Source organism: Spirillospora sp. NPDC052269, from assembly GCF_040679435.1.
Lineage (GTDB): Bacteria > Actinomycetota > Actinomycetes > Streptosporangiales > Streptosporangiaceae > Spirillospora.
On sequence record NZ_JBFAUU010000018.1, the window covers coordinates 158,753 to 181,839 of the forward strand.

The 23,087-nt window shown below is 71.4% G+C and carries 21 protein-coding genes and 1 other RNA gene; 5 read left to right on the top strand and 17 right to left on the bottom strand.

What is annotated here, in order from left to right; translation table 11 throughout:
* The first annotated feature begins 144 nt into the window (after positions 1–144).
* A complete protein-coding gene (locus AB0L06_RS33570) occupies positions 145–1,209 on the top strand; it encodes a glycoside hydrolase family 26 protein (RefSeq protein ID WP_500235175.1) in 1,065 nt (354 codons plus the stop codon).
* On the opposite strand, the gene AB0L06_RS33575 is transcribed toward AB0L06_RS33570, so the two are convergent.
* The 9 genes from AB0L06_RS33575 to AB0L06_RS33615 form a co-directional block, all read right to left on the bottom strand.
* Complete coding sequence (locus tag AB0L06_RS33575) at positions 1,206–2,396, bottom strand: glycosyltransferase (protein ID WP_500235176.1); 1,191 nt, start codon at positions 2,394–2,396, stop codon at positions 1,206–1,208. The two genes, AB0L06_RS33570 and AB0L06_RS33575, sit on opposite strands and share 4 nt — an antisense overlap.
* The gene (locus tag AB0L06_RS33580) at positions 2,393–3,001 is read right to left on the bottom strand and encodes a GNAT family N-acetyltransferase (protein WP_500235177.1); all 609 of its coding nucleotides are present in this window, start codon (positions 2,999–3,001) and stop codon (positions 2,393–2,395) included. The genes AB0L06_RS33575 and AB0L06_RS33580 overlap by 4 nt, the downstream gene beginning before the upstream one ends.
* A 552-nt stretch (positions 3,002–3,553) precedes the next feature.
* Positions 3,554–4,249 carry a Wzz/FepE/Etk N-terminal domain-containing protein gene (locus AB0L06_RS33585; RefSeq protein WP_500235178.1) on the bottom strand — a complete coding sequence of 232 codons (696 nt, stop codon included), beginning with the start codon at positions 4,247–4,249 and terminating at the stop codon, positions 3,554–3,556.
* Complete coding sequence (locus AB0L06_RS33590; RefSeq protein ID WP_500235179.1) at positions 4,246–5,391, bottom strand: glycosyltransferase; 1,146 nt, start codon at positions 5,389–5,391, stop codon at positions 4,246–4,248. Before AB0L06_RS33590 ends, AB0L06_RS33585 begins: the two co-directional genes overlap by 4 nt.
* Positions 5,388–6,170, bottom strand: a complete 783-nt coding sequence (locus tag AB0L06_RS33595) for a polysaccharide deacetylase family protein (RefSeq protein ID WP_500235180.1) — start codon at positions 6,168–6,170, stop codon at positions 5,388–5,390. The genes AB0L06_RS33590 and AB0L06_RS33595 overlap by 4 nt, the downstream gene beginning before the upstream one ends.
* A complete protein-coding gene (locus AB0L06_RS33600) occupies positions 6,170–7,816 on the bottom strand; it encodes a lipid II flippase MurJ (RefSeq protein WP_500235181.1) in 1,647 nt (548 codons plus the stop codon). The genes AB0L06_RS33595 and AB0L06_RS33600 overlap by 1 nt, the downstream gene beginning before the upstream one ends.
* The gene (locus tag AB0L06_RS33605) at positions 7,813–9,183 is read right to left on the bottom strand and encodes an O-antigen ligase family protein (RefSeq protein WP_500235182.1); all 1,371 of its coding nucleotides are present in this window, start codon (positions 9,181–9,183) and stop codon (positions 7,813–7,815) included. Before AB0L06_RS33605 ends, AB0L06_RS33600 begins: the two co-directional genes overlap by 4 nt.
* 53 nt (positions 9,184–9,236) lie before the next feature.
* A complete protein-coding gene (locus AB0L06_RS33610; RefSeq protein ID WP_500235183.1) occupies positions 9,237–10,715 on the bottom strand; it encodes a sugar transferase in 1,479 nt (492 codons plus the stop codon).
* A gap of 396 nt (positions 10,716–11,111) precedes the next feature.
* On the bottom strand, positions 11,112–11,357 hold the full coding sequence (locus AB0L06_RS33615; protein ID WP_500235184.1) for a hypothetical protein: 246 nt from the start codon (positions 11,355–11,357) through the stop codon (positions 11,112–11,114).
* Between the two features lie 521 nt (positions 11,358–11,878).
* Between AB0L06_RS33615 and AB0L06_RS33620 the strand changes: the two genes are divergently transcribed.
* Positions 11,879–12,229: a hypothetical protein gene (locus AB0L06_RS33620; protein WP_500235185.1), complete on the top strand. Its 351-nt coding sequence runs from the start codon at positions 11,879–11,881 to the stop codon at positions 12,227–12,229.
* Between the two features lie 113 nt (positions 12,230–12,342).
* Here the strand turns inward: AB0L06_RS33620 and ssrA are convergent.
* The 5 genes from ssrA to ftsE all read right to left on the bottom strand — a co-directional run bounded on the left by ssrA (position 12,343) and on the right by ftsE (position 17,478).
* Positions 12,343–12,715: a transfer-messenger RNA gene (gene ssrA, locus AB0L06_RS33625) on the bottom strand.
* A gap of 338 nt (positions 12,716–13,053) precedes the next feature.
* Complete coding sequence (locus tag AB0L06_RS33630) at positions 13,054–15,090, bottom strand: penicillin-binding transpeptidase domain-containing protein (RefSeq protein WP_500235186.1); 2,037 nt, start codon at positions 15,088–15,090, stop codon at positions 13,054–13,056.
* A 9-nt stretch (positions 15,091–15,099) separates the two neighbouring features.
* Positions 15,100–15,573 (bottom strand): SsrA-binding protein SmpB, encoded by a 474-nt coding sequence (gene smpB, locus AB0L06_RS33635; protein WP_500235187.1) that lies wholly within the window; start codon positions 15,571–15,573, stop codon positions 15,100–15,102.
* A gap of 153 nt (positions 15,574–15,726) precedes the next feature.
* Positions 15,727–16,632 (bottom strand): permease-like cell division protein FtsX, encoded by a 906-nt coding sequence (gene ftsX, locus AB0L06_RS33640; RefSeq protein ID WP_500235188.1) that lies wholly within the window; start codon positions 16,630–16,632, stop codon positions 15,727–15,729.
* A gap of 156 nt (positions 16,633–16,788) precedes the next feature.
* Positions 16,789–17,478, bottom strand: a complete 690-nt coding sequence (gene ftsE, locus AB0L06_RS33645; protein WP_500235189.1) for a cell division ATP-binding protein FtsE — start codon at positions 17,476–17,478, stop codon at positions 16,789–16,791.
* Positions 17,479–17,852: 374 nt separating this feature from the next.
* On the opposite strand from ftsE, the gene AB0L06_RS33650 reads away from it, so the two are divergent.
* Positions 17,853–18,038 (top strand): hypothetical protein, encoded by a 186-nt coding sequence (locus AB0L06_RS33650; protein WP_026415743.1) that lies wholly within the window; start codon positions 17,853–17,855, stop codon positions 18,036–18,038.
* A 91-nt stretch (positions 18,039–18,129) separates the two neighbouring features.
* Here AB0L06_RS33650 and AB0L06_RS33655 read toward each other — a convergent pair whose 3' ends face one another.
* Positions 18,130–19,197: a DUF8094 domain-containing protein gene (locus AB0L06_RS33655; RefSeq protein WP_500235190.1), complete on the bottom strand. Its 1,068-nt coding sequence runs from the start codon at positions 19,195–19,197 to the stop codon at positions 18,130–18,132.
* Between the two features lie 117 nt (positions 19,198–19,314).
* Between AB0L06_RS33655 and prfB the strand changes: the two genes are divergently transcribed.
* Together prfB and AB0L06_RS33665 are read left to right on the top strand one after the other, a co-directional pair.
* The gene (gene prfB / locus AB0L06_RS33660) at positions 19,315–20,436 is read left to right on the top strand and encodes a peptide chain release factor 2 (protein WP_500235191.1); all 1,122 of its coding nucleotides are present in this window, start codon (positions 19,315–19,317) and stop codon (positions 20,434–20,436) included.
* A 178-nt stretch (positions 20,437–20,614) separates the two neighbouring features.
* Positions 20,615–21,685 (top strand): DUF8094 domain-containing protein, encoded by a 1,071-nt coding sequence (locus AB0L06_RS33665; protein ID WP_500235192.1) that lies wholly within the window; start codon positions 20,615–20,617, stop codon positions 21,683–21,685.
* Between the two features lie 70 nt (positions 21,686–21,755).
* Here AB0L06_RS33665 and AB0L06_RS33670 read toward each other — a convergent pair whose 3' ends face one another.
* Positions 21,756–22,442, bottom strand: coding sequence for a hypothetical protein (locus tag AB0L06_RS33670; RefSeq protein WP_500235193.1), 687 nt, complete (start codon positions 22,440–22,442; stop codon positions 21,756–21,758).
* Between the two features lie 51 nt (positions 22,443–22,493).
* Positions 22,494–23,057: a hypothetical protein gene (locus AB0L06_RS33675; protein WP_500235194.1), complete on the bottom strand. Its 564-nt coding sequence runs from the start codon at positions 23,055–23,057 to the stop codon at positions 22,494–22,496.
* Between the last annotated feature and the right edge of the window lie 30 nt (positions 23,058–23,087).

Genomic DNA, 23,087 nt, shown 5'->3' on the forward strand with positions numbered 1-23,087 from the left:
CATGGGCAGGCGCATGGGAATGGGACAGCGTGGGCCGATTAGCCGCTTCCGCCAAGATTCACCCCGATTCGAGGTTGGGTAAAGAGTTCTTCATCCGGCGAGACCCGCGGTTCTTCACCCAAAGTCGTCGGGCATATTTTACGCATGAGGACCGCCCCCGCACGCGCAGACCGCCCGCGTTTCGCCCTATCGAAGCCGAGGTCCCCCAAGATTCTCGGAGCCCTCTCACTGGCCTCGATCCCCGCCTTTATCGCGTTCGGCGCCGGCACCCCTCACAGGACGGCGGCGCCGTCCTTCGGCCCGGCGCGGCACACCGTCCCGCTCGGGGCGTTCCTGGGATCGGGGAGCGAGGGCGTCGAGGCCGTCGGCCGGTTCCAGAGCTGGCTCGGCTCGCCGGTGGACGTCGGTCACACCTACCTGCCCGGCAACAGCTGGCGCGACATCGAGGGCGCGCCCGCGATCCTTTCGCCCTGGCTGGCCTGGAAGCGCGAGAATCCCCGAAAACTCCTGGTCCTGAACATGCCCATGCTGCCGAACAACGAGGACGGCGTGGACGACGGCTCCGTCTCGGCGATGCTCGGGAACGGCGCCGGGGGCGCCGACGACCAGCACTTCAAGGAGCTGGCGAAGCGGCTCGCCGCCGGTGGCGCGCGCGACGCGGTCATCGTGCCCGGCTGGGAGATGAACGGCGCCACCTACACCAGCCGATGCGGGCCGAACCCGGCGAAATGGATCGCCTACTGGCGGCGGATCGTCACGGCGATGCGCGCGGTCCCGGGCACGAGGTTCCGCTTCGACTTCACCGTCTCGCGCGGCCTCGACGCCATTCCGTGGCCGCACTGCTATCCGGGTGACGACGTCGTCGACATCATCGGGTCGGACAATTACGACCAGCCCGAGGGGGCGCACTTCACCCAGTTCGTCCAGGAGCCCTACGGACTGGGCGAGCAGGCGCGCTTCGCCACCGAGCACAACAAGCCGATGTCCTTTCCGGAATGGGGGATGTTCCGCAATTCCGATGACCCCGGCTTCGTGAAGAGCATGTACGACTGGATCTCCACTCATTCGGTGGCCTATCAGACCATCACCGACTACTGCCCGCACGGGGTGTGGGGCTGCCAGGAGAACCCGCGCGCGTCCGCCGAGTACCGGAGGCTGTTCGGCGGCCACGGCGTCACGTCGCCGCCCGCCCCGGCCAAGCATCGCTAGCTGACCGGGACGGGGCTGTTCAGCGCCGGTGCGTCGGCGGTGCCCATGGCCACGGCCAGGGTGAGGGCGCAGAGCCGGCGCTGCGTCTCGGCCATGTCGAAGTCGCGGACGCGGACACCGGCCGCCTCCGCCTCGGACGCCGCCAGACCGGGATCCCGGAGCCGCACCGCGATGGCTTGAGCCAGCTCGTCCGGGTCTCCACAGGTCACCAGTGCCCCGACATCGGATGTGACGACCTCGGCGAGCCCCGGGATCCGCGACGCGACGACACTGCGGCCGACCGCCAGCGCCTCCAGCGCGACCAGCGGAAGCCCCTCCCAGCGGGACGGCAGCGCGACCACGTGCGCCGCCGCGAGCCAGTCGCGCGGGCAGACGGCCTCCGGGACGAACCGCACCCGGTCGCCGCCGCGCCGCCGCAGCTCGTCCAGGGTGTCGCCCGATCCGACGATCGCGAGCTCGGCGTCCGGGCAGGCCCGGACCACCTGATCCCAAGCGTCCAGGAGGATGTCCTGGCCCTTCTGGCGGGTGACGCGGCCGAGGCACACCACGAGCGGGGCCTGCCGGGGAAGCCGGAGCCGTTCCCGAGCCAGCTCACGTTCGCGCTGGTCAGCGGGGGGAAAGCGGGTGAGATCAACGCCGTTGCGGATCGTCCACAGGCGCTCCCGGATCCCCTTCCCGGTTCCCTGCCGACGCTCGCCCTCGCCGACGCAGACGATCGCGTCCGCGCGGTGCGCCGCCCTCCGCTCCCACCACGCGCTCGCGCGGCCGAGGACTCCTCCGCCGGACAGCCACGACCAGCCGTGCGGCTGGAAGATCACGGGACGTCGCGTCGCGACGCCCGGCAGCCGCCCGACCAGTCCCGCCTTGGACGAGTGCAGATGGACCACGTCCGGGCGCACGGCGGCGATGACGCGGCGCAGCCTGCGCGCCTCGTCCAGCGTGCTCGGTCCGGGCACGCGACCGGCCTCCCACGGATGGTGCGGGACGCCTTCGACCAGCAACTCCTGCGAGAGCCTGCCGTCCTGCGGGCAGGCCACGAAGACCTCCCACCCGCGCCGACGCTGCGCGGCGACGGTCTGAACGACGTAGCCGGCGACCCCGCCCGTCGTCGGTTGAGAGACGTGCAGCACCCGCAGCGGACGGTCCTGGGGGCCGACCTCGACTGCGGGAGCGGTTTCATCGGTCATGAGAGGCCGCCCGCGTGCCGCCCACGCGTTCGCGCGATCCGACTCAACCGCGTCAGCCCCGTGCGGCCGGCGACGAAGCCCAGGTAGCCGGCCGACCGGGCCGAACGGCACAGGACGATCCGCTCGTTCCGGATCAGGTCCGGCCGCCACTTGAGCTTGTAGTCCTCCTGGCCGCGCAGCAGGCTCAGAAACGGCAGGCCGCCCCGGCACGCCAGCCGCAGGTCGTTGCCGAGCAGCATCAACGCCACGTCCATGCCGGTCCGGAGGTCGGGTTCGGCGCCGTACAGGTAGGCGCCGACCCAGTCGGGGCCGATCACCGCGAGGTCGGACGCGACCAGCCGCCCGTCCCACCGGTACTCGGTGAGCGCCGCCTGCCCGGACGCGATCATCGCGGCCGCAGCGTCCCCGAGCATCGCCGCGAAGCGCGGCCGCAGCGTCCCCGAGCATCGCCGCGAAGCGCGGCCGCAGGTGCTCGGGGTTGATCCCGCGCCCCTGCCACTGCCGCCGGTGCAGCCGCAGCATCTCCCCGACCGCCCGCCGGGCCTCGGCGGCGCCGGCCTGCCGGACGTCCAGTCCCAGCGCCTCGATCCTCCGGAGCCTCGCACGGACCTTGCCCGCCGTCCGGCCCGGGAAGCGCGCGCAGAACTCCGCGGGCTCGCACGCGGGAAGCCGCAGGCACACCGAGGACGGCACGCGGCGGCCCGGACGCGTCCAGTGCTCGGCCAGCAGGCCCACCGAGCCGTTCGGCATCACCTCGGGGAAGTCCAGGACGCCCCAGCCCGGCTCGTCCAGCAGCGCCTCCACCAGGTGTTCGAGCGCCATGTCCGCGTGCGCGATGTCGACGAGCACGTCGGTGTGGTCGCTCTGCGCGGCGGCCAGCGGCACGAGGACGCGGTGTCCGTGGCGCCATCGCATCATCAGCGGCGCCAGCGCGATCAGCCGGTCGTCCCGCCAGACGGCGACGAGGCGCAGCCGCCCCGGACGGCCGTAGTGCCGCCACCAGGCGGCATTCCAGGCCAGGGCCTGGAAGGGGGTGGCGCGACTGCGGTCGTACAGGTCGTTCCAGCCCTCGCCCAGCACTTTCCAGGCGGTTTCGTCGCGGTGCACCTCGGTGCGCCAGCGGGCCGTGTCCACCCGGAAGGGGGACGGCTGGAGGCTCACTGCCCGGTCTCCGGCGCGGCCGATCCCGGGTCCGAACCACGCCGCTGCCTGCGGCGGCCCGCCGACGCCTGCGGCCACTGCAACCCGGCGAGCGCCGCCAACGCCGCCAGCAGCCCCCCGGACGCCGCTCCGACCGCGACGTCCAGGACGATCTTGGGCGAACTGGCCGTCGCGGGGGCGAGCGCGTCACTCATCAGGACGACCCGGACGCCCGTGTCCGCCTGGTGGCCCGCGCCGTAGCGGACGAGCGCGGCAGCGGCGGCGTTCGCCAGGGCCGCCGCGCGCCGCGGGCCCGACGCGGACGCGGTCAGCCGGATGAGCGGAGTCTCCGGCGAGGTGGACGTTCGCAGGTGCTTGGCGGCGGTGTCCACGGCCGTCCCCCAGGGCGGCGGGGGCGGCGCCCAGGTGAGCGTCTCGGGGAGGCTCGCGAGCCTGCCGTACGCCTGCGCGTAGTTGACCGCGTCGGAGCCGTTGCTCTGCTTGTCCGGTGCGACCAGCACGTTCGCGGACGCCTCGTAGGTGGGCGGGCTGATCAGCCCGTACCCGGCCCCGGCCACCGCGCCGAACAGGATCACGGCCATCGGGAGCACCGCGCCGCGCGCCGGGCCCGACGGCCCGCGCGACCGCCCGGCCGCGGGTAGGGGACCGGTCTCCGGGCCGTTCTCCGCCGTCCGGGTCTTGGCCGTGGTCATCGATGTGCCTCCTCGGAAGTCGTCATGAGGCCGGGGTGGCCGACCTGGTAGAGCGCGGCCAGCCGGGCGACGAGGCCGTCGATCGCGTAGGCCCGCGCGGCCGCGGCGCACGGACGCGCCGTGGCGGGCCGGTCTTCGAGCTCGCGGAGCGCCGCCGCGTACGCCCCGGCCGTGCCGGGCACCCGCCGGGCGAACGGCTCGGCACTCCCCGTGCCGTCGCTCCCCGTGCTGTCGCGGCCCGGCCGCAGGTCCTGGAGGGCCGGGCAGGTGGTGTAGATCGTGGGAAGCCCGTTCGCCAGGGCCTCGAGGACGCTGAGCCCGAAGGTCTCCTGCTCCGAGGGCGAGGCGAACACGTCCATGGCCGACAGGTAGGCGCCGATGTCCTGCCGCGCGCCCGCGAAGATGACGCGATCCCCCAGGACGGACGCCAGCGCGTACAGGCGCAGCGCGTCCGGACCGTCCCCGACGATCAGCAGCCTGGCGCCCGGCACCTGCGCGACGGCCTCGATCAGGACGTCCACGCGCTTGGTCGGGACGAGCCGTCCGACCGTCCCGACGACGAAGTCCCCGGGCGCCACCCCGAGCCCCTCCCGGACGCGTTCGCGCGCCACGGGATCGAAGGCGAACGCCACCGGGTCCAGCCCGTTCGGGATCGTGACGACCCGCCGCGCGGGGACGCCCCAGTCGCGCAGGCGGCGTTCGACCGTCGGCGAGACCGCGACCGTGGCCGAGCCGAGCTGCTCGCTCGCGCGGTACAGCATCCGCACGGGCCAGGTGGTGTCGCGGCCTTCGATGTGCCCGTCGCCGAGCGAGTGCTCGGTCGCGATGATGCGCCGCACGCCCGCGATCCGCGCCGCGACCCGTCCGTACAGGCATGCCCGGTAGAGGTGGGTGTGGACGGCGTCGTACCTGCCGCGCCGCATCAACGACACCAGCCGGGGCAGGACGGTCAGGTCGCGGTTGTGCACCATCCCCAGGTCGTGCACGGGGACGCCGAGGCCGCGCAGCTCGTCCGCGAGCGTGGTCGGCCCGGCCAGCGTGGCCACCTCGCACTGCACGGGAAGGTGCCGCGCCAGCAGCAGCAACTGGTGCTCCGCGCCGCCCAGGCCCAGCCCGGTGATGAGGTGCAGGACCCGTGTCATCCGAGCCTCCTCTGCCGGAACCGGTGGCGGGCGAACTTGAGCCGCATCCGGAACGGGTCGTCGCGTTCGCCGATGTAGGTGCGGGCGAGCGCATGCCGGTCGGCGCCCGTCTCCCAGATCGCGCACGCGTAGTCGTAGCCCGCCTTCCGGACGGCCCTCGCCTCGCGCGGCGTCACGTTCCCGTACGGATAGGCGAATCCCGAGACCGGCCGCTGGACCAGCTCCGACAGCTGCGCCCGGCTCTCCCGCAACTCGCTGACGAGGTCGTCGTCGCCCACGTCGGGCAGGGAGAGGTGCCGGACGCCGTGGGACGCGACCTCCATGCCCGCCCTGGCCACGGCGCGCAGCTGCTCGGCGTCCATGAGCCGCTTGCGAGGCCCGTCGTCCCAGGAGTTCCGGCCGCCGATCTCCCCGGACACCATGAACACCGTGGCCGTGAACCCCAGCTCCCGCAGCACCGGAACGACATTCCTGACGAAGTCGGCGTAGCCGTCGTCGAAGGTGAGGCCGACCATCCGCCGGTGCCGTCCGGCGGCCCGCGCGGCCAGCAGCTCCGACATGCTCACACCGCGCAGGCGACCCGCCTTCAGCCAGCGCATCTGCCGTTCGAAGCGGCTGGGCGTGACGGTGATCAGATGTGGATCCTCGAGGTAGTAGTCGACGGAGTGGTACATGAGCACCGGTGGAAGGCTGCCCGGCCCGTCCGGACGGTCCGCCCGGTTCGCGCCCGGCCCCGGCCTGCCGTGCGGCTGGTCCCTGGTCGTCCACTCGATGCCCATCAGCCGATCACCCTCCGCATGGCCGGCAGTCGTTCCGCGGGAGGAGCCGATCCGGCCTCACCGGCTCCCCTCGTTCCGGTCTCCGCCCGTGCACGTCCCGTCAGGCGGCCCCGCAGGAGCTCCGAGGCCCCGACGGCCAAGGCGACCAACACCGCCATGACCAGCAGCAACACCACGCCCCCGACCACCAGCCGGACGAACGGCAGGCCGTCCCCTGCCATCAGCCGCGTCACCTGCCCGGCGCTGAATCCTGCCGCGAGAGCGCATCCCACGCCGATGACGAGCCGCCGTCCCAGCAGGCCGAACCTGATGGGCGCGACCCTCCGCCGGACGGTCACCAGCTGCAGGACGGCGGCGACGCTGATCCCGGCCGCGTTGCCCGCCGCGAGCGCCCCCGCCCCGTGGCTCGCGCTGAACAGCGCGGCGACACCGAACGTCACCGCGAGGCCGACCAGCATCGCCAGCGGCGTGCGCCAGCCGGGCCGCCGTCCCGCCGACAGGGCCCGGACACTCACTCCCAGCAGGCACTGCGCGAGCAGTCCGAGCGAGTAGATCCGCAGGATGCCCGCCGTGCTCAGGGAGTCGGCCCGGGTGAACGCGCCGTGCTCGAACATCACCCGCGTGATCAGCGGCGCGAACTCCCACAGGTAGGTGACCGCGACGAGGATCAGCAGCCCCACGGCGGTGAGGTCGCCCTCGATGCGTCTCCGCAGCCGTCCGGCGTCGTCGTCCAGGTGGGCCCGGACGAGCCGGGGGAAGGTGACGGTCGCGACCAGCAGCGCCAGCACCATCGGCACCTGGGCGACCTTCTGCGCGTAGTTCAGGTGCGAGATCGTCCCCTCGGGCAGGCCCGATCCGAAGTAGCGCTCGATCAGCACCTGCGCCTGCCGCGCGACCGTGAACACCAGGACGGGCGCGGCCGCCGCGAACCGCACCTCCCGCGCCGACAGCCCCGAAGCCAGGCCCGCAGGTTCGGCCGGGAGGCGCGCTCCGCCGCGCAGCACCCGTACGAACGCGGGCATCTGGACGAGGACCATGAACAGGCTGCCGCACGCGACCCCGAGCGCCGCGCTGGTGATCCCCCACGCGTCCGCCAGGGTGACCAGCATCGTGAGGATGCCGACGTTGTAGGCGAGGTAGATCGCGGCGGGCGGCCCGAACCGGTGGTGCGGACGCAGGATCGCGCTGACGAACCCCGCGACGCCGAACGTCAGGACGGTCACGGCGGTCAGCCGCAGGCACATGACCGCCTCGGACCGGTCCGCGACACCGGGTGCGGCGATCCGCACCAGCCACGGCGCCAGGACCATCACGGCCACCGACACCGCCGTCAGGACGAGGACCAGCCGCGGCGCGACCCGCCGCACCAGCCGCGGCACCCCGTGTGCGCGAAGCATCGCGCGTGTGACGACCGGGACCATGACCAGCGCCATGGCGTCCTCGATGAGCAGCGGCGACACCGTCTCCGGGACCGTCCAGGACACCAGAAACGCGTCCGTGCCCGCCCCCGCCCCGAAGCGGTCGGCGAGCAGCAGGTCCCGGACGAACCCCATCCCCGTGCCCGCGCACACCAGCACCGCCGAGAGCGCGGCCGCGCGTCCGACCGAGAGCGTGCGAACTCCCTCCGCCTCCTCGGCGGCGGTCACCGCTCGCCCTCCCCGTCGGCCGAGGCCACCGGCCAGGTGTGCCGTGTGGCCAGCCCCAGCACGATCCCCACCAGGACGGTCGTGGGCCCGCCCACGTCCGAGTACAGGAAGTTGACGCAGACCGAGGTGGCGACGCCCACGCACAGCAGCCAATGCGCGTCCGCGGCCCTCCCCCGGCGCCACAGCCCGATCAGCAACGCGCCCAGGGCCAGCACGAACGCGCCCGCCCCGAGCACCCCCTGCTCCGACAGCGCCAGCAGGTACTGGTTGTGCGGCGACAGCAGGGGCTCCCGGACGAACCCGGTCACCGAATCGGCGGTGTCGCTGGACCCGGACAGCCCGAGCGGCGCGTACGCGTCCCGGAAGGCCGGGAAGTTCTTGATACCGACGCCCGTCGCGGGATGGTCCTGCCACATCCCCTCAGCGGTGCGCCACAGGCTGTAGCGGTCCCCGACCGAACGATCCGGATCGTGGACGGAGTCGAGGATCGACCGGACGCGCCCCCCGATCATCCCCGCGCCGACCCCGAACCCACCCATCACCACGGTCAGCAGCGCCCCCGCCCCCAACCCGAGCCGGAAGGCGAGCTTCGCGTCGAACCGCATGAGGACGACCAGCACCCCGGCCCCCGCCGCGATCCAGCTGCCCCGGCTCAGCGAGCACACCAGCCCGACGACGAGGACGGCCGTGACGCCGAGGAACAGGGCACGCCTCCACCCGTCCGGCGCGGTCAGCGCAAGGGGGACGGCCATGACCAGCGCGATCCCGCAGACGATCGACATCGCCATCACGTCCAGCGCGCCGAACGTCCCGACCGCGCGGATCATCTGCCCCGCGTACGAGGCGCCGTTGCGCGTGGCGGTCTGCCAGACGCCCACCCCGGCCTCGACGACGCCCAGCGTCACGATCGAGCCCACGACGATCGACACGTCCCGCCGGACGCGCAGCGACACGATGACCGCCGGCGGCACCAGGACGAAGATCTGCGTCTGCCGCACCCATCCCACGAGGCTCGACGCGGGATCGGCCGAGAGCTCCGTCGAGAGCGCCGCCGCGACGACGATCCCGGCGAACACGAGCGCGACGGCCACCGGGACGCGGACACGCCCCGCGGCGCGATCACGCACCCAGAACGCGCCCGCCAGAACGACCAGGAGCAGGCTGGCCACGTCACCCGGCGAGACGCGCGTCGTCCCGGAGCCGACCGCGCCGTCCCCCCAGGGGATCGCGACGCTCAGCACCGTCGCCGCGACCAGCCACGACGGACGCACCCGCAGGCCTTCCAGCACGAACAGGGCCGATCGAGGCGGGGGGTCGATCCATGGGAGCGGGCGCCGTCCCGGCGGCGCGGACCGCACGCCGGTCACGCGGTGCCAGGACGAGGGTCGGGGACGGCCTGGACCTGCGGGTTCATCGCCCGTCACCGCCCTTCCCGGACGATCACTGCCCGGACGGTCATCAGCAGGATCCGCAGGTCCGCGGCGAACGACCAGTGGTCGATGTAGTAGTTGTCGTAGCGCACCCGGTCCTCGATCGAGGTGTCGCCGCGCAGCCCGTTGACCTGCGCCCATCCCGTGATCCCGCCCCGCACGCGATGCCGCAGCCCGTAGTTCGGGACGGACGCGCCGAACGTCCGGGCGAAGTGCGGACGCTCCGGCCGCGGCCCGACCAGGCTCATCTCACCGCGAAGGACGTTCCACAGCTGCGGCAGCTCGTCCAGCGAGGTCTTCCGCAGGAACCTCCCCACCGGCCCCACGAGCCGCTCGTGGTCGATCGACCAGCTCGTGTCGGCGGGGTACTCGCTGCTCGGACGGACCGTCCGGAACTTCACCAGCGTGAACTCCCGTCCGAGCCGTCCCACGCGACGCTGCCGGAACAGCACGCCCGGCCCGCCCTCCAGGCGCACCGCGAACGCGCACAGCAGCATCAGCCAGCCCAGCAGCACGACCATCACCGACGCCACGACGAAGTCGAACATCCGCTTACCGCGCCGTCCCGGCGTGACCCGCCCGGCGGGAAGGACGCGGACGACCGGGATCCCGGCCAGGTACTCGCGTCCGCGCACCCCGGCGGGGAGCAGGCCCGGCGCGGTCACCACCGCCCAGACCTCGCCGGTGCTCCGCGCGGCCGTCCGCGTCACCACGTCCAGCTGGACGGGAGGGACCCCCTCGCAGACCACCACGGCGACCCGGACGCGCAGCGTGCGAAGCGTCCGCGTGAGGTGCGGCCAGTCACCCGCCGCGGCCGCCGGGAGGACGGGCTCCTCAAGGCCCCGGAGGTCCAGCCGCGCCGCCACGGTCAACCCCAGCTCAGGGCGGTGGTCGAGGTGCTCGGCGATGCGGTCGGTGACCGGGCCCGCCCCGATGACGACCGTCGCCCGCAACCGCGCCGGCCTGCGCCGGAAGCGCCGCGCCGCCTTGAACACCGGCAGCCGTCCCGCCACCACCAGCACCGATGCCGCGAGGACGAACTCCAGCAGCTGAAGCGCCGCGTGCCCCAGCGTCGCGGTGGCGGGCGGCGACAGCACGCGATGGGCGACCAGGTCGGCCAGCAGCACACGGATCACGGTCGGCATGACCTCGTCGGCGAGGCTGAGGCTCCGGCGCGGCCGGTAGCCCCCGGCCGCGACCTGCAGCGCCACGAGCGTCGCCCCCGTGAGGACGGCACGCGCCGGGCCACCGGCCTGAAGAAGGGAGAGCCACGCGGCGACGGTGAAGTCCAGCAGCACGAGCGTCAGGCGGTAGCCGGCGACGGGCAGCCGCGACGCGAGCCGGCGGCGGGGAGCGCGCCGGTGGGACGGCCGCCGGCGGTCCGTCCCGGGCGTGCGGTCCTGGACGGCCCGCGGGAAGGACGCGGTCTCCTCGGCCGTGCCAAGGGCCGCGATCCCCTGAGCTCCCAAATCGACGTCCTTTCGGGAACAGGAAAGGCCAGGCCGGGCGATCCGCCTTGATTCACCGTCGCTCCGCCTGCGGACACCGGCGGAAACGGGACGTTCCCACGCAGTGCGGGCAGGCGGCCGCGGGACGCCCGCCCTCCGGGGGTTTCTTCGGTTCACTCGGGTTCGCGATCTCCTCGCGAGCATCACACGCCAGGAGAACGATGGAGCCGTGTCACGACCCCGTTTGACGGATATCGAGGGGGACGATGGAACAACGTTGACCACCGGAGGCGGGGCGAAGAACCCACAAAAGGCTCCCGAACCGAACATCCGGACATGCCTCTATTAAGCGTCCAGACAAAAAGCAACCGGGCCGGGAGCGAGTAGAACTCGCTCCCGACCCGGTCAGGGCTTGGATCAGTGACGGTACCCGTCGTAACCCGCGCCGTTGCCGTTACGGCCCTCCATGGAGCCGTTGTCGCAGTTGCCGTCCTCCCGGTCCTGAGCCAGGACGTTGTGGAGGATGACACCGATGACGGCGGCAACCTCGACGGCCCGGCAGGTCTCAACGCCAATGCCCTGGGCGTTGGACGCGTGGTGGGAGTGGATGGAGGTGTACGGGTACGGCTCGTCCCAGGCCATGGCCGGAGACGCGCTAGCCATCACACTAGCCGTCGTGAGGGCCATGAGCCCTGCCGCCACCAGTCGCTTCATTCCGAAGCCCCTTCTGTGCACAGTGGATTTCTTCTAAGCGCCCGTCCCTTGCAGGCCGGGCACCCACGGACACTCAACACGTTGCGCGGGCCGACTTCCACCACTGTCCGAACCATTAGCAGCTAGCTCACCGATTCTTGACTTTCCAATGACGCGCACCCCGGGTGGAAATATCCATTTCTCCCTATCAATCCCCCCGACACGACATCTCGCCGCTCTTCCCGACGGCGAACACGTCACCTCTCGACAATCCGCCGCAAGCGGGCGAGTTCAACGGTCCGCCTCCGTCCACGCCCGGCGCACCACGGGCGCACCCCTGGCGGCGTTCCCGGCATAGAACCCTTCTCACAACATGAGGGACGTTCCGCTTTCTTGGCCTGAACCGGTAGTTGTCATGCCAAATGCCGGGAATTCACTCTCACGTCGGATGCATGTCGCATGCGCGACTGCCCGGATCAGAAGGAGCACACATGGGAGCGACGACTCGACGGAGCATCGCCCTTGCCATAGCCGGAGCGGGCCTGAGCGGCGCGACTCTGCTGTCCTCAGGCGCGGCCGAGGCAGCGGCGCCTGCCGCGCCCCAGGGCGCGATGGCGGCGTCTTCCAGCAGTCCGATCTGCAGGTACAGGGTGACGCCGTGGATCGGGCTCAACGTCCGCGTGCTGCCCAACGGCCGCATCGTCGGCGCCCTGCGGCACAACCACCGGGTGATGGCCAAGAAGTGCCGCAACCCGCGCGGCTGGGTGCGGCTGCGGGGCGGCGTCCGGCCCTCGTGGATGGGCCGCTTCGTCTTCAGGCCGTACCTGCAGCGCGTGCGGTAGCCGCCGGGAGGCGCCCGGGAGTTCAGGCTGTGAGCCCCGGGGCGGGGCCTCTCCGGCAACACAAAAAGGCCCCGTGTGGTCGGAAGTCTCGCTTCCGACCACACGGGGCCTGTTCGTGGAGGTGGCGGGAATCGAACCCGCGTCCTTCGGTGATGGGCCAGGGCTTCTCCGGGCGCAGCCTGCTTGACGCTTTCTCAGCCCCAGCGCTCTCGCAGGCGAGTCGCTGACGGGCTCAGTCGCTGTTAGGTGTTCTCTACTGCCCCGCGACCGGGCGGCAGAGTGGAGTCTCCTGATGATGCCGGATCCCGGGGCGGAGACGTACCCGGGCCGGCAGAGTCGCTACTCGCCTCAGGCGGCGAGAGCGAACTCGGACTGCTTCTTGTTGGCAGTTATAGGTTTGCTGTCACAGGATTAACGAGGTCACAACAGCAACCCTCGACCCGCTTCCCCTGGCTCGACCTACCGAAGTCGAGACCGGTCACCCCCATGTTGACTTGTCAAGAAGTCGGACGCCTGGGCGTCCACCACCAGACACTAGTAGGTCAACGCCGCGGATGCCAACGGGATTCCCGGGGGCCGGAGAAAAGTGACGCCCCGGTGGGCGGCGAACATGTCGCGCCCACCGGGGCCGACCGGCAGGGTCAGGCCGGTCCGGACGGCAGAGCCTCCCCCGAGACGAGGCTCTGGTCTCATCACGGCGACTGGGTCCGCAACCCCCCAAGCGGTGTCCCAGTCACCTGTGAAGACGTGCGGAACGGCTCGGATGGTTGCTTCCGCCGAGTCAAGAGATCACCAAAAGGTGACGGAAGTCTCACCGCATGTGATCAGGGGTTGCGGGTGGGGCCGGTCGCCGGGTTCGCACCCGTGCCGGGCGACTGGTGGCCCGGCGTCTGGCCGCCGGTCCCCGGACGCTGTCCACCGGTGCCCGGGGTCGTCCCCTTCGGCGGCTTGGTGGTGGACGGCGGGCTCACCGTGGTGCCGTTCAGGAAGTTCGCGGCGATCTTCGCCGCGTTCGCCCTTCCCTCGACCGCGATCGCGAACGCGATGTCGTCGCGGAACCCGACGAACCAGGACACGATCTTGGTGCGGCCGCCCTCCTGGTAGGTCACCTGCGCGCTCACGCCGGAGACCTTGCCGCCGCTGGTGGCGTTCGCGTCATTCGCCGCACCGGTCTGGACGGACCGGCGCACCATCACCTTCAGGTCGCTGGCCGTGATCGCGTTGAGCAAGTTCGCCTGCGCGGACGGGGTGTCCGCCGGGTCCTTGGTGATGAACGGCGGGCGCCACACCCCGGACGACACGGCGGCGGCCGCCGCGGCCATCGCCAGCGGCGAGGTGGTGACGCCGCCCTGCCCGGTCGCGATCAGCGCCTTCTGGCCGTCGTTGGCGGGGGTCGGGATCGTCCCGGCGTAGGACGGGAAGAGGCCGCCCCAATCCTTGCCGAGGCCGAAGCGGGCCGCCGCCTGGGGCAGCGCCTGCTGCGGGAGCTTGGTGGCGAGCTGCGCGAGGGTCGTGGCGCAGTTCACAGAGAAGGCGCGCTCCAGGGTGCTGTTACGGCCCGCCTTCCCGGACGGGTTGGACACCGTCTGCCCGCCCACGTTCGTCGTGGCGGGGCACTCGGTCGGCGTGGTCTTCGCGATCTGGTTCTGGAGCAGCGCGTCCGCGGTGACGAAGGAGAACGCCATGCCCGGCGGGTAGTGGCCCTCCATGGCCTCGTCACGGCCGCTGGTGTGGTGGTTCGACACGGCCAGCACGTCACCCGTGCCGGGCCGCACCGCGACCAGGGACGCCGGGACCGAGCCCTTCAGCTGTGCGAGCACCTGGTCGGCGCGCGGCTGGAGCCTGCGGTCGAGGGTGGTGACGATCGGGGCCGGGTCATGGCCGCTCCACGAGCGCAGCGGCGTGATGTCCTTGCCCTCCGGGTCCTGCGCGACGACGTCGATCGAGGGGGTGCCCGCCAGGCGGCGCTGTTGCAGCAGCTGGAGGCCGCTGACGCCGATCGTGTCGCCCGGCTGGTAGGGGGCGCCGACCTGCTGCAGCCGGTCGGCGGTGGCCGCGCCGAGCTCGCCGACGACCTCGGGGGCGAACAGCGCCTGGATCGGCGCGCTGATGACCTTGAACTGCAGGCCGTCCACCTGCCTGAGCCGCTCGATCAGCTTGTCGCCGCTGGAACGCTGGAGGGTCAGCAGGGGGAGGAACTTCTGCGGGGGCGCGGACTGGACGCGGCCGAGCAGCCGCTCGCCGTCCAGCCGCCGGCCGCCCTCGATCTTGGTGGTCTTCACCATCTGGTCGATGGTGGCCTTCGGGTCCTTCAGCTGCCCGGGGATGACCCCGACCAGGTCGGCCGGGACGGACTTCAGCACCGTCTTGGCGTTCTGGTCCTGGATCGCCGCGCGTCGCGGGACGGTGGTGACCACCGCGAGCCGCTGGCCCTGCTTCAGGCTCGGGTGGATGATCGACGGTTCCCACTTGATCTTCCAGCCGGCACCCGCGCGCTGCAGGTTCATCGAGCTGTTGTAGGTCCAGGGCTCGCCGTTCTCACCCAGGTCGATCTTCACGGCGTACTGCGCGGTCGCGGTGTCGCCGGTCTTGACGACCTTCAGCATGTCGAGCTTCAGCGCCGCAGCGTCGAGCTGCTTGCGCACTCCTCCGAGGGCGGCGGCGACCTCCGCCTTGTCCGCCCCCATGGTGTGCCCGGCGGCGGCCGGATAGTTGCCGACCTCCCAGGCGACCAGGAAGTCCCGGACGGTGGGCATGGCCGACTGTTCGGCGAAGCACGCCGACGCCGAGCCGCCGACGAGGACGACGCAGGCCCCCACCGAGATCATCCGGCGAGCCGTGCTGCGGCCTCGGAGGTTCATCGACACCCTTCACCGTCTCCTGAGCCGGGCCGCGGCCGCCTTCTGCATCTCGCGGTCGGCCTCGCGCTTGGCGATGGCCTGGCGCTTGTCGTACGCCTTCTTACCACGGCCCAGCCCGATCTCGATTTTCGCTCGACCGTCCTTGAAATAGAGCGCCAGCGGGATCAGGGTCCAGCCGGGCTCGTCGGTCTTCTGCTCGATCTTGTTGATCTCCCTGCGGTTCAGCAGCAGCTTGCGCCGACGCCGCGGGGCGTGGTTGGTCCAGGTGCCCTCGGTGTACTCGGGGATGTGGACGTTCTCCAGCCAGACCTCGTGGTCCATGACGTGCGCGTAGCCGTCAGCCAGCGAGGCCCGTCCGGCGCGAAGGGCCTTGACCTCGGTGCCCATGAGCACCAGGCCGGCCTCCCAGGTGTCGACGATCTCGTAGTCGTACCGGGCGCGCTTGTTCTGGGCGATCAACTTTCGCCCCTGCTCACGTGGCACGGGAATCAGCCTCGGTTCTGGTCGGGTCACCCCGGCCCGGCGCCGGTCGGGGGCGCCGGAACGGGAACGTCGGCCCAACGCGGAGCCGCCCGCGTCCTGAGGTGGACGGGGCGGCATCGGCACGCCGGACCTCGGCCCAGTGTAGGCGGGTGATCAGATGCGCAGGTATCGGCGCAGGGTGAGGAAGGACGCCACCGCGCAGAGCAGCACACCGAAACAGATGGCCACGATGATGACGAGCGACACCGAGCCCCAGCCCAGTCTGGACGCCATCTGGATGTTGCTCGCGAGCCGGTCGACCAGCAGCATCTTGGAGAACACCAGCAGGACGGCGGCGAGCACGCCGCCGATCAGGCCGGCGATCGCGCCCTCCAGGATGAACGGCAGCTGGATGTAGGTGTTGGACGCGCCGACCAGGCGCATGATCCCCGTCTCACGGCGCCGGTTGAACGCCGACAGCCGGACGGTGTTGCCCACCAGCAGGACCGCGGCGATCACCTGGATGCCCGCGATGATCAGCGCGGCGCTCTGCAGGCCGCCGAGGATCCGGAAGAACTTCTTCAGGATCTCCTGCTCGTTGATCACCTGGTCCACGCCGCCCTGGCCGAGGACGGCCTGGGAGACGGCCTTGTACTGCTTGGGGTCCTTCAGCCGGACGCGGAAGGAGTCCGGGATGTCGCCGGGCTTGGTGCTCTGGACGAAGCCGGGGGTGGACGCGAAGCGGTCCTTGAACCGCGTGTACGCGTCCTCCTTGCTCTCGTACTCGACCTTGGAGACCTGCGGAAGTCCCTGGAGCTTGGTCTTGAGCGCGTCCTTCTCGCCCTGCTGCGCGTCCTTGCCCGCGCACTGCGGGTTCGAGGAGGTCTTGGCGCACAGGAAGATCGAGACCTCGATCTTGTCGTACCAGTAGTTCTTGGAGGAGTTGGCCTGGTTGTGCAGCAGCAGACCGGTGCCGAAGAGCGCCATGGCGATGGCGACGGTGATGACGAGGGAGATCGTCATAGTCAGGTTCCGGCGGAGACCGATCCAGATCTCCTGGAGAACGAACTGTGCGCGCATGCCTCGCTGTCCTTGATCGCCTGTGCCCCGGTGGGAGCTTCGAATGCCGGTGCAGGCTATCGCTCTGCGACCGCTGGGCCGCGCGGGCGGCGAGCCCCGGGGCGTCCACCCCGGTTCCGCACCGTCCCGGCGTCGGGTTCGGTGGCCGTGGGGCGCCTAGTACGCCTGGCCGTAGACGCCGCGCGACTGGTCGCGGACGACGCGGCCGTCCTCAAGCTCGACGACGCGCTTGCGGAAGGCGTCGACGATGGCGGCGTCGTGCGTGGCCATGACGACGGTGGTGCCGGTCCGGTTGATCCGGTCGAGCACCTTCATGATGCCGATGGACGTGGCGGGGTCGATGTTCCCGGTCGGCTCGTCCGCCAGGAGGATCATCGGCCGGTTCACGAACGCGCGGGCGATCGCGACACGCTGCTGCTCACCACCGGACAGCTCGTCCGGCATGCGGTGCGCCTTGCCCTCCAGGCCGACGAGGTCGATGACCTCGGGGACGACCTTGTTGATGAAGCGGCGGGGCTTGCCGATCACTTCGAGGGCGAACGCGACGTTCTCGAACACGTTCTTGTTGGGCAGGAGCCGGAAGTCCTGGAACACGCAGCCGATGCGGCGGCGCAGGTGCGGGACCTTCCAGTTGCTCAGCTTGCCCAGGTCCTTCCCGGCCACGTGGACGTGGCCCTGGGACGGCCGCTCCTCCTTGAGGATCAGCCGCAGGAAGGTCGACTTGCCGGAGCCGGAGGGACCGACCAGGAAGAGGAACTCGCCCTTCTCGATGGCGACGTTCACGTGCTGGAGGGCGGGCCGGTTCTGGTTCTTGTAGCCCTTGGTGACGTTGTCGAAATGAATCACGGCTGCATCACGGCGGTTCAGCACCATTCTTGCGAAGGACCCGCGCGGTCCCAGGGGACGGACCACTCAGCGTAGCCCTCGGACTTACTTCGGGCTCGGAACACTCGACCTTAGGGGCTGAGTCCGAGGAACCGGTAACCGGACGCCCTCAGACCCCGTCCCACCTGCGACGAGCCCGGCCGCACGCCCCGCCGCAGCCGATCCGGCTCGACGGGCCGCGTGACCCCGTGCAGTGTAGGGGCGGAGGCGGGCCGCCTCGACCGCACGGGCCCTCGGCAGGCATCAGGACTTTACAACCGGTCCGCGACGAATGCCGGGGAATCGCGCCTAAAGTTCTCAGTGACAGATAGTTCCCGATCGAGAGGGGCAGCCGGATGAGCTGCGAACATCTGGTCTGCGCGAACTGCTCGGGGCCGGTGGTCGAGGGCCGGTGCCCGACCTGCCGGGCCGCCCGCGCCGAGGTGCACCGGCACGGCCCGTCCGTCCCGCCGGCCCTGGTCCTCGCCGGACTGGTGGCGCTGCTGTTCGTCGCGCTGCTGCTCCAGCGCCTCTACGGCTGATCGGCTCCACGACCGACCCCCGGCGGCTGGGCGGGCCCGGCGCCCGCCTTGTCAAGCCCGCCCTGTCGGGCGGCCCTGTCAGTAGGCCTTGTCAGTTGGCCTTCGGAAGGGGCGCGGTGGCCTTGCTGATCGTCCCGAAGAAGCCGATGACATCGGCTTTCGGAGGATTGGCGGCGCCGTTCTTCGGGTTCGCCGGGTCGGACGCGGCGAGCTGGAGCGTCTCGGTGTAGTCGATCTCATAGCCGGGGACGGTGCCGTCCAGCAGATGGGCGGTCTCCGGCGGGATCGGCGGCTTGCGCTTCGGCCGGTCCTTGGACTTCACATAGAGGCTGTTGTTGCGGAACAGGGAGTACAGCACCAGCGCGCCGCCGCGGTCGGCGCGCAGGGCGAAGATCGGGTAGGGCGTGGCGACCACCACGCTGGAGAACCCGAGCCCCTGCTTGCGGGCCTTCTTCCCGGCCGCCTGGATGTCGGCGTTCATCCCCGTCGTGACCGGGCCGGACGCCATCACCTTGGACGCCACGCTGGACGGCCCCTCGGCGGCGATCGTCGCCTGGATGCCGGGCAGGTCGCGCGGCCGGATCAGGACCGAGGTGTCACCGGTCTCCAGGGCGGTCGCGTAGCCCTGGGCGTCCAGGACGACCTTGGGCAGTTTGGTCTTCGGAGCGAGGTCGGTCTCCACGCTCAGCTTCCACTGGTCCCCCGGCGAGCGCAGGATGAACGCCATGAGCGCCGTCCGGGTGCTCTTGGGCTTGCCCTGCTCGGTCCGCGGGACGGCCGCGACGAACCACTGCGGGAACGTCTTGACCTCCTGGAATCTCGGCACATAGAAGGTCGGCTTGCCGAAGGTGAAGCGGGGCACGGGATCGCCGTCGTGGGCGGCCTTGCGGAACTCGGCGGCGGTCAGCGAGTACTGACCGTCCACGACCCAGCTCAGGGCGAGGCGCTCGTCGCCGGACGCGCGCGCGACGTCGTCGTTCACCGACCAGGACCGGAACCGGTCGGCCGCGAGCCGCGGCGTCAGGGCCACGGGCGTCGCGGTCGGACGCGGCGGGGCCGGGGTGACCTTCGTCTTGACCTTGGAGCCGCCGCCGCACGCGGACACGGACAGGGCGAGCGCCGCGAGGACGGCCGTCGCCGCCCGGTACTTCCTCGGCACCGCGCCCCCTTGCCACCGCTCACCGGCCTCCATGGCCGACCCCATCGTGATTGTGCCATTCACTAGGGTATTGGGCGATCGCTCGGGCACTGGCCGGACGGCGATAAGCTCTGTTACGTGGCTGCCATCGATCCTCAAGATCAGCTCAAGGAGCTCGACGCGACGCTGTCCGGCATCGAGCAGGTGCTGGACATCCCCGCCATGGAGCGGGACATCGCCGGGCTGCGTGAGCAGTCGGCCGATCCCGAGCTCTGGAACGACCAGGAGCGGGCCCAGGCGGTGACGCGCAAGCTGTCCCACCTGGAGGCCGAGCACAACCGGGTCACCGCCCTGCGCCAGCGCCTCGAAGACGTGGCGACGCTCTACGAGCTCGCCGGCGAGATGGACGACGCCGACACCAGGGAAGAGGCCGACGGCGAGCTCGCCTCCGTCCACAAGGCGGTCCAGCAGCTCGAGGTCCGCACCCTGATGTCCGGCGAGTACGACGCTCGCGAGGCCCTGGTCACCATCAACGCCCAGGCGGGCGGGGTGGACGCGGCCGACTGGGCGCAGCAGCTCCAGCGCATGTTCCTGCGCTGGGCCGAGCGCCACAACTACCCGACCGAGATCTATGAGACGTCCTTCGCCGAAGAGGCGGGCATCAAGTCCACGACCTTCGTGGTGAAGGCCCCCTACGCGTACGGGACGCTGCGCGGCGAGCACGGCACGCACCGGCTCGTCCGCATCTCCCCCTTCGACAACCAGGGCCGCCGCCAGACCTCGTTCGCGGGGCTGGACGTCGTCCCGGTCGTCGAGCAGAGCGACCACGTCGACATTGACGAGAGCGACCTGCGCATCGACGTGTACCGGTCGTCCGGGCCGGGCGGGCAGGGCGTCAACACCACCGACTCGGCGGTCCGGATCACCCACCTCCCGAGCGGCATCGTGGTGTCCTGCCAGAACGAGCGCTCGCAGTTGCAGAACAAGGCGACCGCGATGAACGTCCTGCAGGCCAAGCTGCTGGAGCGCAAGCGCAAGGAGGAGGCCGAGAAGATGGCCTCGCTGCGCGGCGAGGGCACCAGCTCCTGGGGCACCCAGATCCGCAACTACGTCCTGCACCCGTACCAGATCGTCAAGGACCTGCGCACCGGCGTCGAGGCGGGCAACCCCACCGCCGTGCTGGACGGCGACATCGACGATTTCATCGAGGCCGAGATCCGCTGGATGCGGCAGCAGGAGTCCGAGGCCGGCGCCTCCTGATCCGACGCCGCACGACCGGGCTTGTGAGGCCCCGTCCCCTGAGGGGGGCGGGGCCTTTTCGGTTCCACCACCCCCTCGCAAAGCGGGCATCTCTCTCATAGCGCATTCGGAGCGTGACTTCATCGTGACTCTGCGATGATGTTGCGTGGAAGCTTCGCCTCTCCCCTCGGGGGCCGTCATGTCCGCTGGCAAGATCCGTCCCGACTCGTCCCGGCGCCACCTCGCCGCCCCGCCTCCCGGTCAGGTCGCCGGGGGCTCGTCCGGAAGCGTCGTCCGGGCCCTCGCGGCCTACGGACGCGTCGGAGGGCTCGCGGTGTCCCTGCTGGTCGGGGTGCCTCTGGCGGCCGGGTGCGGGGGTTCGGACGCGGGCGCGAGCGGATCTCCCGCGCTGACGCAGGACCAGGCGCGGCAGGCGGTCGGGGCCTACGCGGCCACAGTCGGGCAGGCCGGCGACAAGCTGGACGCGTCGCTCCTGCCGAAGGCCGAGACCGACCCCCAGCTGACCATGGACACGGCCGCCGTGAAGCTGCGCCGGGCCACGAAGGCCAGGATCGGGACGCTGAAGCTCTCGCATGTCAGCGTCGCCGTCCCGCGGCTGTCCTCCTATCCGCACTGGTTCGCGGCCGAGGCGATCAGCGGGTCCGGGAAGGACGCGGTGCGCCACGCCATGCTGTTCACGCAGGCGAAGGCGGGGGCGCCCTGGCTGATGGCCGCCGACCCGTTCCCCACCGACACCGCGTTCTCCCGCATCGCCCTGGACGGCCACGGCTACGCGCAGACCGCCGAGGCGTCCGGGGGCGGGCTCGTGATCGCTCCGGACAAGCTCGCCGCCGCCCATTCCGCCCTGCTCAACGACGGTCCGCAGACCGCCGGGGCGGGCCGGCTGGCCCCGGGGCCGAAGACCACCGACGCGTACACGGCGCTGCGGCAGGCCAAGGCGGCCCTGCGGAAGGACGGCATCACCCTGGAATCGCGGTTCTCACCCGCTCCCGCCCAGGTCTTCGCGCTGCGGACCCGGGACGGCGGAGCGCTGGTCTGGTACGTCCTCAAGCAGAAAGAGGCGTATTCCGCGACGAAGAAGGGGAAGCTCACCGTTACGGGCGACCTTGTCGGGCTCGCCCCGCCGTCGTCTGTCTCGACCCGCATGGACACCACCGTGCTGATCCAGTACCTCGCGACCGTCCCGGCCAAGGGCACGGTCGGCGTGACCGGGATGTACCGGAAGGCCGTGGCCGCATCCGGCCAATGAGACCCCGTCGGGGCCGGTGCGCTCCGCTCTTCCTGACCGCTGCAGCGGTCCCGCACCGGCCCCCGACGGTCTACCCCTCCGGCGAGGCGGCGGCGTTCCCGGTCGTGGCGACGATCTCGCCGAGGCGCCGCAGCATGGCGACGTGCCCGTCGAGGTCCTCGGCGCGCGTCCTGCCAGGCAGGACGGCCGTGATCTCGCCGTCGCGAACGTTCCACGCCGGGATCTCGCTGTCCAGGTGGGCCTGGACGGCCACCGCCGAGAGCCGTCCGCGTGCCTCGGGCGGCTCGACCTCGAACCTGGCGTCGAAGGCGTCCGCGTCGGTGGCGTTGCGGGCGAGGGACGCCATCAGCTTCGCGCCGAGGCCCCGCTCGCGAACCTCCATGTCGGGTGTCCCGTCCTCGGCCCGGACGGTCAGCACGGTCAGGTGATAGGTGACGTTCTGGCTGCGTTTGGACCCGTCCGCGCCGCCGACGGACTTCCGGACGTCGTAGGAGCCGCAGCCGATCGTGGCGTCACGGCCGTCGACCTGGCCTTCGAGCAGGAGGCCGAGCCGGAAGTCCTCTTGCGGGGGACGGTCATGCCACGGGGGCCGGGGGTTCTCGTCGGTGAACGCCCAGCCGTGTGCGTCCGCCCACTCCCGCACTCCGCGCAGCCGGGCCTTGTCGACCTGGTTCCGCGCGTACACCATCCCGCCCGCGACCGCGAAGATCATGACCGCCACCGCTGCCGCCGCGAGGACCGTTTGGGTACCAGACACGCGTCCTCCCCTTTACCTTTTGGGACGAGGGGCGGCCGAATCCAGTTCCGGTCAGAACCGATGCCCGAGCAACTCGGCGAGGCGGCGGGCCGTGCCGAGATGTTCGTCCAGGTCGGAGAGGTGGAGCGGGGTGTCCCGGACGACCATCAGTTCGCCCTGCCGCAGGCTCCAGAGCGGCAGCTCGTCGTCCAGGCGGGCGCGGATGAGGTCGGACGAGAGGTGGTCGCGGGCGGGGTCGCCCGGCTTCACGTCCGTGTCGAGCCGTTCGGCGTCCATCCGGACGACGAGGACGGTGAGGTGGTTCGTCACGGTCTCGGTGCGTTTGTCGCCGTTGGCGTCCGTGACGACGCGCCTGGTCGGGTAGGTGCCGTGGCCGAGCGACACCGGCAGCCCGCCGACGTCCCCGGTCAGCAGTTCACGGACGCGGAAGCCGTCGCGTCCGACCTGCCCGCGCCACGGCACCCTCAGATCGCCCTCGTTGAAGTTCCAGCGGTGCTCAGCCGCCCAGTCGCGCAGGCTCCGGACGCGCTCGTCCTCTTCCGCGGCCCTCTCGCGGGACGCGCCGACCGCGACCAGCACGATCGCGGCGACGAGCACGGCCCCGAGTATCACCATCCCCGCCACGCGGCTCCTTCCCGTCCCCCG